General features: G+C 64.6%; 13 protein-coding genes. 12 read left to right on the top strand and 1 reads right to left on the bottom strand.

Features of this window, described 5'->3' with window-relative positions; translation table 11 throughout:
- Positions 1-19 precede the first annotated feature (19 nt).
- From QEN71_RS37440 to QEN71_RS37425, 4 genes are read left to right on the top strand one after another with little or no spacing between them, the layout of a single operon-like run.
- The gene (locus QEN71_RS37440) at positions 20-2,182 is read left to right on the top strand and encodes an FUSC family protein (RefSeq protein ID WP_201649950.1); all 2,163 of its coding nucleotides are present in this window, start codon (positions 20-22) and stop codon (positions 2,180-2,182) included.
- On the top strand, positions 2,179-3,675 hold the full coding sequence (locus QEN71_RS37435) for an efflux transporter outer membrane subunit (RefSeq protein ID WP_201649951.1): 1,497 nt from the start codon (positions 2,179-2,181) through the stop codon (positions 3,673-3,675). The genes QEN71_RS37440 and QEN71_RS37435 overlap by 4 nt, the downstream gene beginning before the upstream one ends.
- Positions 3,659-3,859, top strand: a complete 201-nt coding sequence (locus QEN71_RS37430; protein ID WP_201649952.1) for a DUF1656 domain-containing protein — start codon at positions 3,659-3,661, stop codon at positions 3,857-3,859. Before QEN71_RS37435 ends, QEN71_RS37430 begins: the two co-directional genes overlap by 17 nt.
- Positions 3,860-3,914: 55 nt before the next feature.
- Positions 3,915-4,880 carry an HlyD family efflux transporter periplasmic adaptor subunit gene (locus QEN71_RS37425; RefSeq protein ID WP_201649953.1) on the top strand — a complete coding sequence of 322 codons (966 nt, stop codon included), beginning with the start codon at positions 3,915-3,917 and terminating at the stop codon, positions 4,878-4,880.
- A gap of 9 nt (positions 4,881-4,889) precedes the next feature.
- Here QEN71_RS37425 and QEN71_RS37420 read toward each other — a convergent pair whose 3' ends face one another.
- Positions 4,890-5,804: an AraC family transcriptional regulator gene (locus QEN71_RS37420; RefSeq protein ID WP_201649954.1), complete on the bottom strand. Its 915-nt coding sequence runs from the start codon at positions 5,802-5,804 to the stop codon at positions 4,890-4,892.
- 478 nt (positions 5,805-6,282) lie between these two features.
- On the opposite strand from QEN71_RS37420, the gene QEN71_RS37415 reads away from it, so the two are divergent.
- From QEN71_RS37415 to QEN71_RS37380, 8 genes are all read left to right on the top strand, one after another.
- Positions 6,283-9,204 (top strand): ATP-binding protein, encoded by a 2,922-nt coding sequence (locus tag QEN71_RS37415; RefSeq protein WP_201649955.1) that lies wholly within the window; start codon positions 6,283-6,285, stop codon positions 9,202-9,204.
- Between the two features lie 255 nt (positions 9,205-9,459).
- A complete protein-coding gene (locus QEN71_RS37410; protein ID WP_201649956.1) occupies positions 9,460-10,452 on the top strand; it encodes an alpha/beta fold hydrolase in 993 nt (330 codons plus the stop codon).
- Between the two features lie 160 nt (positions 10,453-10,612).
- The gene (locus QEN71_RS37405; RefSeq protein ID WP_201649957.1) at positions 10,613-13,381 is read left to right on the top strand and encodes a winged helix-turn-helix domain-containing protein; all 2,769 of its coding nucleotides are present in this window, start codon (positions 10,613-10,615) and stop codon (positions 13,379-13,381) included.
- 230 nt (positions 13,382-13,611) lie between these two features.
- Positions 13,612-14,247: a hydrolase gene (locus QEN71_RS37400; RefSeq protein ID WP_201649958.1), complete on the top strand. Its 636-nt coding sequence runs from the start codon at positions 13,612-13,614 to the stop codon at positions 14,245-14,247.
- Between the two features lie 122 nt (positions 14,248-14,369).
- Positions 14,370-16,250 carry an amidohydrolase gene (locus QEN71_RS37395; protein ID WP_201649959.1) on the top strand — a complete coding sequence of 627 codons (1,881 nt, stop codon included), beginning with the start codon at positions 14,370-14,372 and terminating at the stop codon, positions 16,248-16,250.
- Between the two features lie 14 nt (positions 16,251-16,264).
- Entirely contained in the window at positions 16,265-16,687 is a 423-nt protein-coding gene (locus QEN71_RS37390; RefSeq protein ID WP_201649960.1) for a DoxX family protein, read from the top strand.
- Between the two features lie 54 nt (positions 16,688-16,741).
- Positions 16,742-16,981 (top strand): DUF1427 family protein, encoded by a 240-nt coding sequence (locus QEN71_RS37385; protein WP_201649961.1) that lies wholly within the window; start codon positions 16,742-16,744, stop codon positions 16,979-16,981.
- Entirely contained in the window at positions 16,963-17,706 is a 744-nt protein-coding gene (locus tag QEN71_RS37380) for a YoaK family protein (RefSeq protein ID WP_201649962.1), read from the top strand. The genes QEN71_RS37385 and QEN71_RS37380 overlap by 19 nt, the downstream gene beginning before the upstream one ends.
- The last annotated feature ends 54 nt before the right edge of the window (positions 17,707-17,760 follow it).

Here is a 17,760-nt window from a genome sequence, read left to right as displayed (position 1 = left end):
GCACAAACACAGGCACCTTATGAATGGCGATGCAGGCATTGCGGTACGTCCGCAATGGCGTGACGAACTCAGGCAGTACTGGCGCGAAGACTATCCGCGCTTCAGGCACACCGCGAAGGTCGCGATCGCGTCGACGCTCGCGATGGGTCTGTGCATGCTGCTCGAATTGCGTGGCCCTGCGACAGCGATGGTGTCGTGCATCGTCGTGATGATGTTCCAGCAAAGCGGCATGGTGATCGCGCGCGGATTCTATCGCGGACTCGGCATGCTGGGCGGCAGTCTCGCGGGCCTCGCACTGGTGTCGCTGTTCTCGCAGGCGCAGTGGATGTTCCTGCTCGTGCTCGCATCGTGGATCGGGGTGTGCGTGTTCGCGTCATCGTACTTCCGCAACTTCCAGTCGTATGGCTTTCTGCTGACGGGCTATGCGACGGCCATCACGTCGCTGCCCGCGTTGTCGAATCCGTATGGCGTGTTCGACAACCTCGTCTATACCGTGAGCGAAGTGGTGATCGGCGTGGCATGCGCGAGCCTCGTCAGCGCGCTGATCTTTCCGCGCCGCGTGGCGCTCGATCTGGTCGCAGCGAGCAACGGCAACATCGGTCATCTGTTCGCCGCGATTCACGCGCTGCTCGGCACTGCGCTGCCGAAGGACGGCTTCGGCACGATGCTCGATCTGCTGCGCGAACGCGCGAACGTGCAAAGCCTGCGCGGGGGCGCCGTGTTCGAAGACCCGTCGATCCGTTTGCAGAATCATGCGTTCATCAAGGTCGATACGTATTTCATCGATGCGCTGGTCTCGGCGCACATGTTGCATGAAGTGATCGCGGGGACACCGCATGCGCGGCAGGTTGCGAACGAACTGGTCGACGCATTGCTGTCGATCGTGCCGAAGGGTTTGGCTCCTGACACGCCCGTAGAACAGCAAATCGATGTGTTACAGCTTCCGCTCGCCGAGTTCGAACGCGGGCTCGCGGGCCGCATCGACGCGCTGTTGCAAACCACGCACGACGAGCCGCAGCGCATCTCGATCGAAACGACGGGCGCGGCGCTGCATGGCTTCGTCGGCAATCTGCGCGAGCTGTGCCGCAGTTTCGTCGAAGCGCGCCGCGCCGATCGCCGGTCGTGGCAGCAATCGGTGCTGCGCTCGCTCACGCATATCGACAGCACGCGCGCCACGTCCAATCGCGCGGCAGCGATCATCAACGGCATGCGCGCGGCGGCCGCCGTGCTCGCCGTCGGTGCAATCTGGATCGCGTCGGGCTGGGTCGGCGGATCGAGCGCGCTGGTGTCGGTCGCGATCGTCAGCGCGTTGTTCACGCTCGCGCCCGATCCCGTCGTAGCCAGCTGGCAGATGTTCTGCGGCTGCGTCGCCGGGACGATCGTGGGCTTCGTGATCAGCTTCTTCGTGTTCCCGCTGTTCGACAGCTTTGGGCTGCTTGCCGCGTGCCTCGCATTTCCCATCATGTTCAGCACATACCTGAATACGTTTCCGAAAACAGCGACGCTCGGTCTCGGCTTCGGCGTGTTCTTCTGCTATTCGGTCAACGTCGCGAACCCTGTGACCTATCATCCCGCGCAGTTTCTCGACACTGCCTTCGGCCTGTCGCTCGGCATCGCTGCCGCCGCCGTCGCGTTTTCGACGATCGTGCCGCTCGCGGGCGACTGGATCTCGAAGCAGTACCTCAAGCAGATGCGCTCGCTGGTCACGAAGTCTGCGCGCGATCGCGGTCTCGACGATCTCTTGCAGCGCTTCGAGTCGGGCATGCGCGGCTTCATCATGCTGATTGCGTCCGCGCCGGCGGGCGAGCGTGTGGATCAGACGCGGCTGGTCGCGTCGGCATTCGCGGCACTCGAAGTCGGCCGCGCGATGATCGTGATCCGCAAGGACACGGAGCGCGTGGCCGCGTGGTTGCCGGACGGCTGGCGAGCGGTGCAGGACGAATGGCTCGATGCGCTCGCCGATGTGTTTGCCGCTGCCACAACGGAATCGCGAGCACGCGCGACGAACGCGACCTTGCGTGCCGAACAGGCGCTTGCGCGTGTCGAGCCCTCTGTTTCAACGGCCGATTCTTTGCTCATGAAGCGCATGCGCAGGCTGATGCGTTTCAGCGCGCTGATGCTGGGCGACGATACGTTGCCGCTGTGGCAGGCCGCGAACGCGGCAAAGGGAGTGCCGGCATGAAGCAGCGCGCGTCTATTGTGAAGACGGCATATCGCGCGATGGCGACGGCCACGCTGAGCATGCTGCTCTGCTCGTGCATCAGCAGCGGCGGCATTCGTCCGCATGAGACGGCGCTGAACCCGGCATCGCTCGATGCGGGAAACGCGATCCACACCACACGTCAGGACGCCGCATGGCCTTCCGACCGATGGTGGCGCGAGTGGAACGATCCGCAACTCGACACGCTTGTCGACGACGCGACGGCAGGTAATCCCGGCCTGAAGGAAGCGCAGGCGCGCATCGATAACGCGCGATTCCAGGCGCAGATCGCCGGCGCGTCCGAACTGCCGCAGGCGAGCGTGGGCGGCAACTTCGAGCGCCAGCGTTTCGCGCGCTACAACACGCCCGCGCCGCCGGGCGGCACGACGGTCTGGAACAACAGCATCACGGGCGATCTGTCATACGACCTCGACCTGTGGGGTAAGGAGCGCGCGATCCGCGAAGGCGCGCTCGATGCCGTGCAGGCGTCCGTGGCCGACGACCGTTTCGCCGTCGTCGAACTGCAGACGGCTGTGGTGCGCGCCTATGTTCAACTCGCGCTGCAGTATGCATTGCTCGACGCGTACCAATCCGTGCAGGCCGAAGAACAGCGCACGCTCGATATCGCGCAGCGCCGCCTGGCAGCGGGCATCGGCAGCCGGCTCGAAGTATCGCAAGCGACGACGCAGGCGGCGATGAGCGTGACCAAGGTGCAGGAAGCGCAGCAGCAACTCGCGCTGAGCCGCATCGATATCGCGGCGCTCGCAGGCAAGGGTGCCGGTTACGGCGACACGCTGAAGCGTCCCGCGCTCGCGCTGAACGTGCCGATCGCGTTGCCCGCGTCGCTGCCCGTCGATCTGATCGGTCATCGGCCCGATATCGTCGCGCAACGCTGGCGCGTGCTCGCGGCGGAAAAGGGCATGGCGGCCGCGCATGCCGCGTTCTATCCGAATATCGATCTGCTCGCGACGGCATCGCTGGGATCGGCGGCGACTTTCGGCGGCTTCTTCAATCTGCTGAACAGCAACGGCGCGGGCCATAGCCTCGGTGCGGCCATTTCGCTGCCGATCTTTGATGGCGGGCGCCTGCGAGGCGAATACGGCGTGGCCGTCTCGGATCGCGACGCCGCCGTCGATGCGTACAACGCGGCCATCGTCGACGCGATGCGCGGCGTCGCGGCGCAGGTCACGTCGCTGCGCTCGCTCGATGCGCAACAGGCGTCGATCGACAGCACGCTCGATGCAGCGCGCGATGCGTATCGGCTTGCCGATTCGGGTTATCGCAACGGCATCACGGAGTTTCTGAACGTGCTCGTCGCGCAGGACGCGCAACTCGAACAGGAAGAGCGGCTCGCCGGCGTACAGGCCAAACGGCTCGACGCGTGGGCGCTGCTGATGAAAGAACTGGGCGGCGGTTTCGCCGCGACGGCAGCCGACCGCGCTGCAATGGAGCCTGATCATGCCCGCCGAAATTGAAATCGGTTCGTTTCTCGTCCCTTATCTGCTGCCTGTGCTGATCGGCTGCGTGATGGTGTTCGTGGTGCTCGATCTGCTGTTTGCGCGGCTCGGCGTGTATCGCTACGCGTGGCATCCGGGGCTGTTCCGCGTCGCGCTGTTCGCGGCGATGTTCAGCGGCGTTTCGCTGCTGGTGCGCGGGTGAGGCAGGACGTGAACGCTCTCCTCAAGACTGAATCCGCCTGCACACAACCATGACGATGAAACCGCAATCTTTCCTGCGCGCGCTCTTCACGCTGACGATCCTGCTGGTCGCCTTCGTGCTGGTGCGCCTTCTGTGGGTCGACTACACGTATTCGCCGTGGACGCGCGACGGCCGCGTGCGCGCCGATGTGATCGACGTGGCGACGGACGTGTCGGGGCTCGTCAGCGAAGTGCGCGTGAAGGACAACCAGTTCGTGCATCGCGGCGACGTGCTGTTCGTGCTCGACCCGTACCGTTTCCACTACGCACTGGCGCAAGCCGATGCCGACGTCGCTCGTGCCCAGGCGGAGATGGCGCGGGCGAAGGCGCAGACGGCGGAGGGCGCGTCGCTCGATCAGATGAAGCGCGCGCAGGCGGCGCGTCGCGCGAATCTCGCGGGCGACGTGATTTCCGACGAAAGCCGTGACGATGCGACGTCGGCGGCGAACCAGACGGACGCGGCCTATCGCGCCGATGTCGCGGCCTATGCCGCCGCCGAAGCGCAATATCAGGCGGCACTCGTCGAGCAGCAGACGGCGCAGCTGAACCTGACGCGCAGCGTCGTGAAGGCGCCCGCCGACGGCTACATCACGAACCTGAACCTGTATCCCGGCGACTACGCGACGGCGGGCAGCGCGAGGATGGCGCTGATCGACTCGGACTCGTTCTGGGTCTACGGCTATTTCGAGGAAACGAAGATTCCGCGCGTGCATGTCGGCGATCATGCCGTGGTGCGGCTGATGTCGGGCGGCGTGGACATTCAGGGACACGTAGACAGTCTGTCGAGCGGCATCGCCGATCGCGACAATCCGACCAGTACGGGCGATCTGCTGGCGAACGTGAATCCGATCTTCACGTGGGTGCGGCTCGCGCAGCGCGTGCCCGTGCGCGTGCATCTCGACAACGTGCCGCCCGGCGTTCACCTCGCGGCGGGGATGACGTGCACCGTCACGTTGCAGCCGGGCAGGAACGTACGTTCGTAATGTGCCTGTCTAACGTCCCGCCGCGCGCCGCCACGCGCCCGGCGACATGCCAACCGACTTCAGGAACACGCGGCTCAGATGGCTCTGGTCGGCGAAACCGCAGAAGCTGGCGACTTCGGTGAGCGTCATGTCGGTCGCGCCGATCAGCTGCCGCGCTTCCGTCACGCGCTGTTCGAGCAGCCACTGATGCGGCGTGCGCCCTGTGGCGCGCGTGAAGGCGCGGATGAAATAGCCGCGCGACAGATTGCATTCGCTGGCGACGTCGGCGATGGATGCGCCGTGCCGCGACCGTTCGATCAGCAATTCCTTCGCGCGCGCCTCGTGCGCGTGTGACAGCGCGCCTTTCGCGCGCGGCGACGGCGTGCGCAGGTTGCCGTAGCGCTGCGCGAGGTGCGTGCCCATGATGACGCTCATCTGCTCGACGAATAGCGAACCGATCGCGCCGTAATGCGCGAAATGGCCGTCGAGCGCACGCGCGAGGTGGCCGAGCACGGGGTCTTTCTGTTCGAGCGCGCAGGTGAGTCCGCCGATACCGCGTCCGTCCGTTTCGTCGCCGAGCCGCGAGAAGAATGCGCGCGATAATTCGACCAGCACGAAGTCGAAATTCCCATATAGATCGGCACGATAATCTTCTGAGAAATCGCGGATATAAATCGAATCCGATTCGAACCGTTTAGCGACAGTGCGCTCGCCGTTAAAAATATTCCGCCGATGCCCGCTGTTCAGCGAAATGCCGACCAGAAAACCGCGGTCGCAGGCGGGCATCGCGACGCGATCCAGATGGGCGTCGTCCATGCATTTGCGGTAGAAGCGGATGTCGCCGATATCCAGTTCGATGTCCTTGCGCAATTTGCTCGACACGCATCCAAGGGTGTCCTTTGGCTTGGGCGGCGCGGCTGCCGCGGGGTGTGCGCAGGTCAACATGGACAATTTCCTCGATTCATGCATTGCCGGCGAAACATAATCCGATCAGTTTACACGGAAGCAAACATGGCAAATTAATCAGCGCGCGTTTGCCGGCTAATATGTCCATATGCCGGGATGATTTGCGCGCTTTGAATGGTCGGTATTCTGGCGGATTTTGCAGGTTTGCGGACGTCGGTGCCGGCTCAATGCGCAAGATGTGAAGCCGGCCTCATAACCTTGAAAAACGCTCACAAAGTCTAATCAGGTCACTATTATTCAAGACATGTAGTGACGGCCTGTTTACAATCAGTTCCACTTTGTTTAGCCAGCCCATTCGCCTTGTCCCGTCATCCCAATGGTTGGGTCGTGCAGGCGCAAACCGGGCAAGCCACTGAACACCCTCGCGGCGGCAGAGACGCGCGCCCGATTCTCCACCTTCAACCAGGTGCACACCATCGGTCAATCGAACTCGCGAACTGCGTTTGCTGGAGGCGCCATGATTCAGATCGGCACATTGCTCGTCAACTTCGAACAGCGAGAGATTCGTCAGCAGGGCCGGTCAGTTCGGATCGGGGCCCGTGCATTCGACATTCTCGAAGTGCTGTATCGCGCGGACGGCGGCATCGTGTCGAAGGACGCCATCATGGACGCTGTGTGGCCGGGCTCGATCGTCGAAGAGAACCGGCTGCAGGTGCACATCGCGGCGCTGCGCAAGCTGTTCGGCGCGGACCGCGAACTCATCAAGACCGTGCCGGGGCGCGGCTATCTGCTCGTGTCGGAGAACCGTCACGCGCGCGCACCGGAGCGTCAAACCGGCACGCCCACGGGCGGCGGTTTGCCTGCCTGTTCGGCGACGCTGGTCGGCCGTCATGTCGAAGTCGCGCAGATCGTCGACCGGCTGGGGCAGGCGTCCGTCGTCACGCTGGTGGGCGCGGGCGGCATCGGCAAGACGTGTCTCGCGGTGCATGTCGCGCGGGACATGCGCGAGCGCCTGGGCGAGCCGGTGTGCTTCGTCGAACTCGCGAAGGCGTCGACGCGAGAGGCCGTGCTCAAGACGCTCGCGAGCGCATTGCGGATCGACGCGTGTGACGACTATCTGACCCAGGAACGGCTCGCCGATACGCTTGCGGCCGCGCCGTGCCTGCTCGTGCTCGACAACGCCGAGCACGTGATCGACGTGATCGCGACGCTCGTCGAGGCGCTCACCGCGCGCGCCCACACGCTGCGCGTGCTGGTGACGAGCCGCGAGCCGCTGCATATCTGGGCCGAGTCCGTGTTGCGCATCGAGCCGCTTGCGGTGCCCGCGAGCGACTCGTCGGCCCGCGCGATCCTCGCGCATTCGGCTGTCGAACTGTTCCTGAACCGCGCGAAGTCGGTCGCGCCGGAATGCGGCGCCGAAGAAAACACCATTCGTCTCGTCGGTGAAATCTGCCGGCGGCTCGAAGGCCTGCCGCTCGCCATCGAACTCGCGGCGGCGCGCGTGGCGACGCTGGGCGTCGAAGGCGTGGCGTCGCGTCTCGACGACCGCCTGAACCTGCTGACGGGCGGTCTGCGCTCGGCATTGCCGCGTCATCAGACCTTGCGCGCGACCTTCGACTGGAGCTACGCGCTGCTCGATGCGACCTCGCGGATGCTGTTCAGGCGGCTCGGCTTCTTCGCGGGCGCGTTCACGTTCGACGCCGTCTGCACGGTCGCCACCGAACCCGACATGCCCGTTGCCGCCGTCATATCTAGCCTGAGCGAACTGGCCACCAAGTCGCTGCTGACCGTCGAGTTCTGCGGCGCGATCGCGCAATACCGGCTGACGGAATCCACGCGCGCCTACGCGATGGAAAAGCTGCGCGACGAAGGCGAGCTGCAGCGCATCGCGTCGCGGCACATGGCGTATCTGCAGGAACGGATCGAGCACGGCAAGCAGCCCGTCGGCGATCTCGCGCACGGACTGCCTGCCGCCGAACCGCGCCTCGCACTCGACGACGCGCGTGCCGCGTTTGAATGGGCGTTCTCGCCGGGCGGCAATCCGGCGCTCGGCGTTGCGCTGGCGGGCTCGCTCGTGGGCACGTTGATGCAGGGCTCGCTGCTGCACGAGTGTCATGAGCGCTCGGGCCGCGCGCTGGCCGCGCTCGACGCGCTGCCGCGCGGTTCCGTCGACACGCTTTGCGAAATGCGCCTGTGTTCCGCGTATGCGTCGACGCTGCTGCATTCGGGCGGCGCAATGCAGGAAGCGGGTCCGCTGTGGAAACGCGTGCTGCTGCTCGCACGCGAATCGCGCGACGAAGCCTTCGAAGCGCGCGCGTTGTGGGGCGCGTGGAATTCGACGCTCGCGTGCTCGGACATTCATGCGTCGTTCCGCTTCGCGACGCGTTTCCAGGCATTCGCGGAGCGCTGCGGCACGCCGTGGCAACAGATTCTCGCCGCCGAGATGATCGCCGTTTCGCTGCATTGCTTCGGCGAACACGAGCAGGCGCGCGCGCGGCTGGAGCGGGCCATCGCCGCGATGACGGAACTCGGGTCGACGGCGCCCGGCCGGATGAGTCTTCCCGTCGATCCGTACAACTTCGGCAACGGCACGCTCGCGCGCATCGTGTGGATGCAAGGCCATCCCGAGCAGGCGATGCAGCTCGTCGAGAACGTCGTCAATTCGATCCGGCCCGACATGCTGGAGCCGTCGCTCAGTCACGTGCTCGCGGTGGCCGCGGTGCCTATCGCGCTGCAATGCGGCGAACTCGAAGCGGCGTCGCGCTATCTCGCCGTGCTGCAATCGCAGGTCGCGCTGAACCGCTTCGAGATCTGGCAGGCGTATGCCGAGTGTCACGCGGGTCACCTCGATATTCTGCAGGGACATCCGCACGCGGGTCTCGCGAAGCTCGAAGCGGCGCTGCAACGTTTGATGTCGTTCGGTTTCCGGCGCGTGCTGACGCCGATGATCGTGATATGCGCGGAGACGCTGGTGCGAGCGGGGCGTATCGCCGAAGCGCGGACGCGACTCGACGAGGCGCTGGAGTTCTGTCAGGCACATGGCGAGCATTTTTTCATCGCCGAGCTTCAACGTGTGCTGGGCGTGGCCGCGCTCGAACAGGCGCGCGTGTTGCAGTCGGGCGGACGCGCGTCGATGGCCGACGAGTTCGAGACGAAAGGGCGGCGTCATCTGCTCGACGCAATACAGACGTCGAGAGAGCAGCACGCGCCGATGCTCGAAGTGCGCGCGGTGCTAAACTTCGCGGACCATCTGCTCGAACGCGGCGAGAGTTCGCGTGCTGCGTCGCTGCTTGTGGACGTGAGCAAGCGCATCGACATGCAGTCGAACGCACCCGATGTGCGTCGGCTCGCACAATTGTTGCACACGACATGCGCGATGCACCGTTCACACGATCTCGATGCGGACAGCGGCCAGCCCGTCATGGCCAGCGACATGTGAAGCGCGCTGCGCCGTTGCTTCGATCCGCCTGAAAATTCCTGAATGTCACCGCGCGTCTTCATGATGCGTCCATGCCCTGCAAGCCCGCGGCGTGCATTTAAGGACGTTTAAGCCGCGCGCAAGGACTTTGCGCTTGCACGCCGCTAAGCTCCGTCACTCGTGATACAGCCGGCATACCGGCTGCGTCCAGTCATTGACAACAGACCATCGCCGCGCATGCGTGCGCGATGCGATGCAACGACGGAGAACAACACAATGAGCACGAACTACACGGCGGCACCTTCGGAATCGCGACGCAGGCTGCTGTCAGCGGGGGCGACGATGGCGGGGGCCGTGGCGGCCATGTCGAGCCTGTCGGCTAACGCAGCGGGCACGGCGGGCGGTGCAGCCGCTGGCAATCACGCGGGGCGCGTACATCATCAAGGTGGCAGTTTCGTGAAAGCGAAGGACGGCACCGAGATTTTCTTCAAGGACTGGGGCACGGGCACGCCCGTCGTCTTTTCGCATGGCTGGCCGCTGTGCGCCGATGCGTGGGATCCGCAGATGCTGTTCCTCGTGAACCAGGGCTATCGCGTGATCGCGCATGACCGCCGTGGACATGGCCGTTCGGGCCAGTCGTCGGGCGGCAACGACATGGACACCTACGCGGACGATCTGGCCGCCGTGCTCGACGCGCTCGACGTGAAGAACGCGATGCTGGTCGGCCATTCGACGGGCGGCGGCGAAGTCGCGCATTACATCGGCCGTCATGGCTCGAAGCGCGTCGCGAAGGCCGTGCTGATCGGCGCGGTGCCGCCGCTGATGCTGAAGACGGAAGCGAACCCCGGCGGTCTCGCGATGTCCGTATTCGATGGGATCCGGACAGGTGTGGCTGCCAACCGCTCGCAGTTCTATCTGGATCTCGCGACGCCGTTCTATGGCTTCAACCGCCCGAACGCCAAGGTTTCGCAAGGGCTGGTTCAGGACTTCTGGCGTCAGGGCATGGAAGGCTCGATCAAAGGCCAGTACGAGTGCATCAAGCAGTTCTCCGAAGTCGACTATACGGAAGACCTGAAGAAGATCGACGTGCCGACGCTGTTCCTGCACGGCGACGACGACCAGATCGTGCCCATCGACGCATCGGCGAAGCGCGCGTCGAAGCTGGTAAAGAACGCGACGCTGAAGGTCTATGCGGGCGCACCGCACGGCATGTGCAGCACGCATGTCGAGCAGGTCAATGCCGATCTGCTGGCGTTCCTGAAGGCGTAATCGCCCGATGTCGTGCGGCGCGCGCTTCGGCGCGCCCGCGACGCGCAGCATGTCAAGCCGCCCGAGCCGTGTGCAGGGCGGCTTTTGTTCGTTGTACACTGATCGCGCTCCGCGATGCCTGGCATCGCGAACGCTTTAGCCTTCAACCTCACCTCAACAGATGACGACGATCAGGATCGGTCAACTCGAGGTCTCACTCGATCATCGCGAAGTGCGTCTCGATGGGCGGAAGATGCCGATCGGCAGCCGCGCATTCGACATTCTCGCGTTGCTGATCGCCGCCGATGGCGACCTCGTATCGAAAGACGAGATCATGCGCAGCGTGTGGCCGACCACGGTCGTCGAAAAGAACAATCTGCAGGTTCATATCTCCGCGCTGCGCCGTGCGTTCGGCGACGAGCGCGAGCGCATCGCCACGGTGCCCGGACGCGGCTATCGGCTGATGATGCAAGCGGACGCTGTCCTGTCTGCCGATGCCGCAAGCGAAACGCCCGTTGAGAGCGCGACGTCGTTCGCCGGATGTGACGCCGCGCGGCCCGCGCGTCAGCCGCTGCCCGCACGTATGCCGGAACTGATCGGCCGTCAGGATGCGCTCGATGGCGCGAAGGGCGCGTTGCGCGCGCATCAGACCGTGACGCTCGTGGGCACAGGCGGCATCGGCAAGACGAGGCTTGCTGTCGAAGTCGCGCATGCCGTCCAGCAGGACTTTGCCGATGGCGTGGTGTTCGTGTCGCTCGCCGCCGTGTATGACGCGCAGTCCGCGCTCGACGCGCTCGCTTTCGCGATGGGCAGCCGCCTGTCGGCGAGCCGCACGGCGCTCGCACAGATCGCCGCGGAATGGCGCGAGCGCGAGGCGCTCGTGGTGCTCGACAACTGCGAACAGGTACTCGAAATCGTCGCCGCGATCGCGGAAGCGCTGACGGGTGCGGGCAGCCGCATGCGCGTACTCGCGACGAGCCGCGAGGCGCTGCGCGTGCGCGACGAGATCGTCTATCAACTGCCGCCGCTTTCCGTGCCGACCGCGAACGATCCCGGCGCCGATGTGCTTCGCACAGCCGCCGTGCGCTTCTTTCTGGCGCGCGCGCAGGCCGACGGCGCGCAGTTTTCGCTCGACGAAACCAGCATTCGTCTGACGGGCGAAGTGTGCCGCCGGCTCGACGGCATTCCGCTCGCGCTCGAACTGGCGGCGTCGCGTGCCGCCGTGCTCGGCATCGGACTGCTGGCCGAGCATCTCGACGACCGCTTCCGCATTCTGACGGGCGGACGGCGTACGGCGTTGCCGCGTCATCAGACGCTCAAGGCGACGCTCGACTGGAGCTACCGGCTGCTGAGCCAGGACGAGCAGAAGCTGTTGCGCTGGCTCGGTACGTTCGTCAACGGCTTCACGCTCGATGCCGCATGCGCGATGGCCACACATGCAGGGCTCGCGCGCATGGAATCGCTCGACGCCGTCAGCGGCCTCGTGTCGCGTTCGCTGCTGTCGACGGATTTCGAGGGCTCGTCCTATCGATATCGCCTGCTGGAAACGACGCGTGCGTACGCGCTGCAGCAACTCGACGACAACGGCGAACGCACGTCGGCAGCCGGCGCGCACGCGACGCTGTTTCTCGAACTGCTCGAAACGGCGCGCAAGCGTTGGACCGAGCGGCCCGTCGTCGAATGGCTCGGCGAGTTCACGCGCGAACTCGGCAATGTGCGCACGGCACTCGACTGGTCGCTCGGCGAACGCGGCGATCACGCGACGGGCATTGCGCTTGCCGCTGTCACTGTGCCGTATCTGTACGATCTTTCGCTCGTCGACGAGTGTTGCAGCCGCGCGCGCGCCGCGCTGCGTCTCATGTCGGACGACGCGAGCATCGGTGTGGAGACGCGTCTTGGGCTCGTATCGGCGCTTGCGTCGGCACTCGTCTATGCAGAAGGACCGCTGACGGAAACGCGCGAAGCGTGGACGCTCGTGCTGAACGACGCGGTGCGGATCGGTCACGCCGACTTTGCATCGCGCGCCCGCTGGGGCGTGTGGAACTGGCATCAATACGCCGGACGCGCGCGCGATGCGCTGATGCTCGCGCGCCGTTTCAGCGATCTCGCGCGCGGCGGCAGCCATGCCACGCTTGCCGTGCTCGCCGACCGCGTCGAAGGCATCGCGCTGCACTATACGGGCGACCAGTGCCGCGCGCGCGAACTGCTCGAACGGATGATCGCCGCCTACGAAGCGAAGCCGCTGAGCCGCTGGCACACGACGGGCTTTCGTGTCGATCACGGCATCGTCGCGCGTGCAACGCTGGCTCGCGTGCTGTGGGTTCAAGGGCAACGCAACGAAGCGTACGATCTCGCCGCGCGCTGCTTCGATTCCGCCGTGGAGTACGACCACGAAATCGTCACCTGTTATGTGCTCGTCGAAGCGCTCGTTCCGATTGCGCTGCTGAACAACGATCGCGCGGCGGCGCGTCATGGCATCGACGTGCTGCACGAACTGTCCACGCGTTTCGGCTTCACGATCTGGAGCGCGTGTTGCGCATGCTATGAAGCGTGGCTCATGACGCTGACGGAAACGGGCGGTGCGGCTGTCGAGCAACTCGCGGCGTCGATTGCCGCGCTGCGCGCAACGGGCTTTCTCGCGCAGCTGTCGCCGCTGCTGGGTCAGCTTGCCGTCGCGATGACGAACGAGTCGCGCGTCAGCGATGCGCTCGATACGATCGAACAGGCGCTGCATCACGCCGAGGACAACGGCGAGCGCTGGTATTACGCCGAGTTGTGCCGGATCAAAGGCGACGTGTTGCGCGTGCTCGGCTGTCACGACGAAGCGCAACGCTGGTTCGCGGCATCGCTCGAATGCGAACAGCGCAACGGCGCCGAACGCACCGAGGCGCGCAACGCGTCGAACACACGTACTGCCCTGCGCGTCGTCTCTGTTCAGTCCCGTGCTTAATAACGATTAAGACTGCCATCAGGACTTTAAGTCCGCCCGTCACTAATCTTCTCCCAGGTCGTAATGCCCACGCGGCATTGTGAAACTCGCGCCTGAGCTGCGCGACGAAGCCGTTCGCATCTGCATCGCCGATGCGACGTCGACTGTATCCGACTACTAACCGGACGCCAGCGCGGTTGCCTTAAAGCAACCGTGCGGGTCTCTCGCATTCTTGCGAAATGGAGCTACTCATGGCCTATGAACTGTTGACGCCCGACACGTGCGCGCTCGCGCTTATCGACCATCAGCCGCAGATGTTCTTCGGCACGCACTCGCACGAGCGTACGAACGTTCTGCACAACGTCCAGATCCTCGCGAAGAGCGCGAAGCTCTTCAAGGTGCCGACCATTCTGACGACGATCGCCGCCGATTCGTTCAGCGGCCATCTGCTGCCCGAAGTGCAGTCGGTGTTCCCGGAGATCAAGCCGATCGACCGCACGTCGATGAACTCGTGGGAAGACAAGGGCTTCCGTGAAGCGATCAAGGCCACGGGCCGCAAGAAGATCGTGATCGCGGGCCTGTGGACGGAAGTGTGCGTGACGTTCCCGACCATCCAGATGCTGAAGGAAGGCTTCGAAATCTACGTGCCGACGGACGCTTGCGGCGACATCACGGAAGAAGCGCATGAGCGCGCGGTGCAACGCATCGTGCAGGCAGGCGCGGTGCCGATGAACTCGCTGCAGTTCATGTGCGAACTGCAACGCGACTGGGCGCGCAGCGAAACGTACGAAGGCTGCATGGAAATCTTCAAGGCGCACAGCGCATACGGCATCGGCGTGCGCTACGCGAAGCAGATTCTCGGCGAGCACGCGAGCGAGGCGGGCTGATCGGCTTCATCGCATCACACGCTTTTTAGTTCGACCTCACGCGCGGCGTTCATGACGCCGTGCGCGGGGAATGTTTGACCTCAGTTCGACCCCAGCCTGACCACGTTTGACGGAGAGCGACGATGACCGCACCCATTCAGCCCGCCCGCATTGCGGACCTGGTGATCTACAACGGCAAGATAGCGACGCAGGACGACAAGCGTTCGTTCGTGACGGCGCTGGCCGTGTCCAAAGGCGAGATCGTCGCGAGCGGCAACGATCACGACATGATGCAATGGGCGAACGATGCCACGCGCCGTATCGACCTGAAGGGCCGCACGGTCATTCCCGGTCTCAACGACTCGCATCTGCACGTGATTCGCGGCGGCCTCAACTTCAATCTCGAACTGCGCTGGGACGGTGTGCCGTCGCTGCACGACGCACTCGAGATGCTGCGCGCGCAGGTCGCGCGCACGCCGGCGCCGCAATGGGTGCGCGTGGTCGGCGGATGGAACGAGTTCCAGTTTGCGGAGAAGCGCGGCCCGACGCTCGAAGAGATCAACGCAATCGCGCCCGACACGCCCGTCTTCATTCTCCATCTCTACGACAGCGCGTTGCTGAATGCAGCGGCGCTGCGTGCCGTCGGCTACGACCGCGACACGCCGAATCCGCCGGGCGGCGAAATCCAGCGCGACAAGCGCGGCAATCCGACGGGCATGCTGATCGCGCGTCCGAATGCGGGCCTTTTGTACGCGACGCTTGCGAAAGGCCCGAAGCTGCCGGTTGAAGACCAGATGAATTCATCGCGTCAGTTCATGCGCGAACTCAATCGCCTCGGCGTGACGAGCGCGATCGATGCGGGCGGCGGCTATCAGGCGTATCCCGACGACTACGCCGTCATCATGGAACTCGCGAAACGCAACGAACTGACGGTGCGTATCGCATACAACCTGTTCACGCAGAACGCGAAGAAGGAAATCGAAGACTTTGCGAAGTGGGTCAAGGTCACGAAGCCCGGCGACGGCGACGACTTCCTGAAAGTGAATGGCGCGGGCGAAATGCTCGTGTTTTCTGCCGCGGACTTCGAAGATTTTCTTGAACCGCGTCCCGATCTGCCGGACGCGATGGAAAGCGAACTCGAAGCCGTCGTGCGGCTGCTCGTGCAAAACCGCTGGCCGTTCCGTCTGCATGCGACTTACGACGAATCGATCGAACGCTTTCTCAACGTGTTCGAGCGCGTGAACATCGACACGCCGTTCAACGGACTGCGCTGGTTCTTCGACCACTGCGAAACGATCTCGCAACGCAATATCGAGCGTATTGCAGCGCTCGGCGGCGGCATTGCGATCCAGCATCGCATGGCATATCAGGGCGAGTACTTCATCTCGCGCTATGGCGCGGAAGCTGCCGCGCGCACGCCGCCCATCCGCAACATGCTCGCAGCGGGATTGCCCGTTGGTGCGGGCACGGACGCGACGCGCGTCGCGAGCTTCAATCCGTTCGTGTCGCTGTACTGGCTCGTGTCGGGACGCACGGTCGGCGGCACGCAGATGTATGCCGCGCAAGACAGACTCGACCGCATGGAAGCGCTGCGTCGCTATACGGTTGGCAGCGCATGGTTCTCGAACGACGAGACGCGCAAGGGTGCGCTGGTGCCGGGTCAACTCGCCGATTTCGCCGTACTTTCCGACGATTTCTTCACCGTCGATGAAGACGCGATCAAGCATCTCACGTCGATGCTGACGGTGGTGAACGGCCGCGTCGTCTATGCCGCCGACGAGTTCGAAACCTTTGCGCCGCCCGCGTTGCCCGTCAGCCCGACGTGGTCGCCCGTTGCGGAATTCGGCGGCTATGCGCGCTATCGTCCCGCTGCCGCGCCGCTCGCGCAGTCGTGCAACGACGCTTGCGTGAACCTGTGCGGCGTGCACAAACATGCGCATGGATGGGCGTGGCGCAGCAACGTGCCTGCGAGCGACGCGAACTCGTTCTGGGGCGCGCTCGGTTGCAGTTGCTTCGCGTTCTGAGGCATCTGCGCGCAATGAACCGTTTCTCCGCCCCTGACGCCGCGCTGCTGTTTCTGCGCGTCACCGCGAGCGTGCTCGTGCTGCTCGTGCATGGACTGCCGAAGGCGCTCCATTACACGAGCCAGCTCGGCGCGATCGAAGACCCGCTGCATTTCGGCAAGACGCTGACGCTCGCGTTCGCGATCTTCGCTGAGGTCGTCTGTCCGCTGCTGATGATCGCGGGCATCGCGACGCGGCTTGCCGCGCTGCCGATCATGCTCGTCAGCGCGATCGCGCTCGGTCTGGTGCATCGCGAATGGTCGCTGGATCAGGGGCAATTCGCGTGGATGCTGCTGATCATGTTCGGCACGATTGCGATCGGCGGTGCGGGGCGGTATCGCGTTGCGCTCGGCTCGCATAGGTCGGCGCAACGTGAAGATCGAACAGCGAAGCCTTAAAAACCGCATAAAAGCGCGCTCGGCGTTTCGACGCAGCGCGTGAGGGAGTAAGCCATGTCGTATCTGATTTCGTTGGGCGTGGGCCTCGTGATCGGCCTGCTGTATTACCTCGTGCGCGTGCAGTCGCCCGCGCCGCCGCTGATCGCGCTCGCGGGCCTGCTCGGCATCGTGATCGGCGAGCATGCGATTCCGTTCGTGCAGGCGCAGATCCGCACGCCCGATGCGCAGACGCAAAGCGCACCACCGTCCGTCACTGCTAGCACACCGGCTTCGTCATGCAACAAGGACAAGTGAACGCGGGCGCGGATGCGCATGTCGCCGCGCAACCCGATCACGTGACAGGCGAGGACGCATGGCTCGCGACGATCGCGGGTTATGTCGACACACTCGGTTTCGTCGCGCTGTTCGGGCTTTTTACGGCGCACGTGACGGGCAATTTCATTCTGATCGGCTCGGGTCTCGCGGGCGCAGGGAAGGGCTTGCTGATCAAGTGGCTCGCGTTTCCTGCGTTCGTCGCGGGGATCGTGCTGGCGCGCGTGCTTGACAACCATCTGCTCGCGCGCGGACACGGCACGCGTGCGTGCGCGCTGTACGTGACGCAGGCCGTGCTACTCGCGGGCTTCATGATCGCGGGCGTGCTGGCCGTGCCGATCACCAATGCCGACGCGCCGATCACCATCGCGTGTGGTTTGCTCGGCGCGGCCGCGATGGGCGTGCAGAACGCGCATGGGCGTTTGACGGCGCGCTCTGTCGTCGCGAACACGGTGATGACGGGCAACGTCACGCAGGCCGTGATCGACGCGTTCGATCTGCTGTTTTCATCCGGCGATGCAAAAACGCGACACGCCGCGCGCACGCGGCTGTTGCGCACGTTGCCACCTGTCGCGGGTTTCGCAATCGGCGCGGGTGCGGGTGCGGCGGGCTATCTGTTCGCATCGTTCTGGGCGCTGCTGCCGCCGCTTGCCGCGCTCTGCGTGCTCGCCGTGCTGTCGAGAAACACGGGCTCGTCCCAGACATGAATCCGATCGCGTCGTGACGCCAGGCGTCGACGCGGCGCATCCATTACCAGCAAG

It is taken from the genome of Paraburkholderia sabiae, assembly GCF_030412785.1.
In the GTDB taxonomy this organism is placed as follows: Bacteria; Pseudomonadota; Gammaproteobacteria; order Burkholderiales; family Burkholderiaceae; genus Paraburkholderia; species Paraburkholderia sabiae.
Note: the sequence above shows the minus strand (reverse complement) of the source record. Positions and strands in the feature narration are given on the sequence as shown.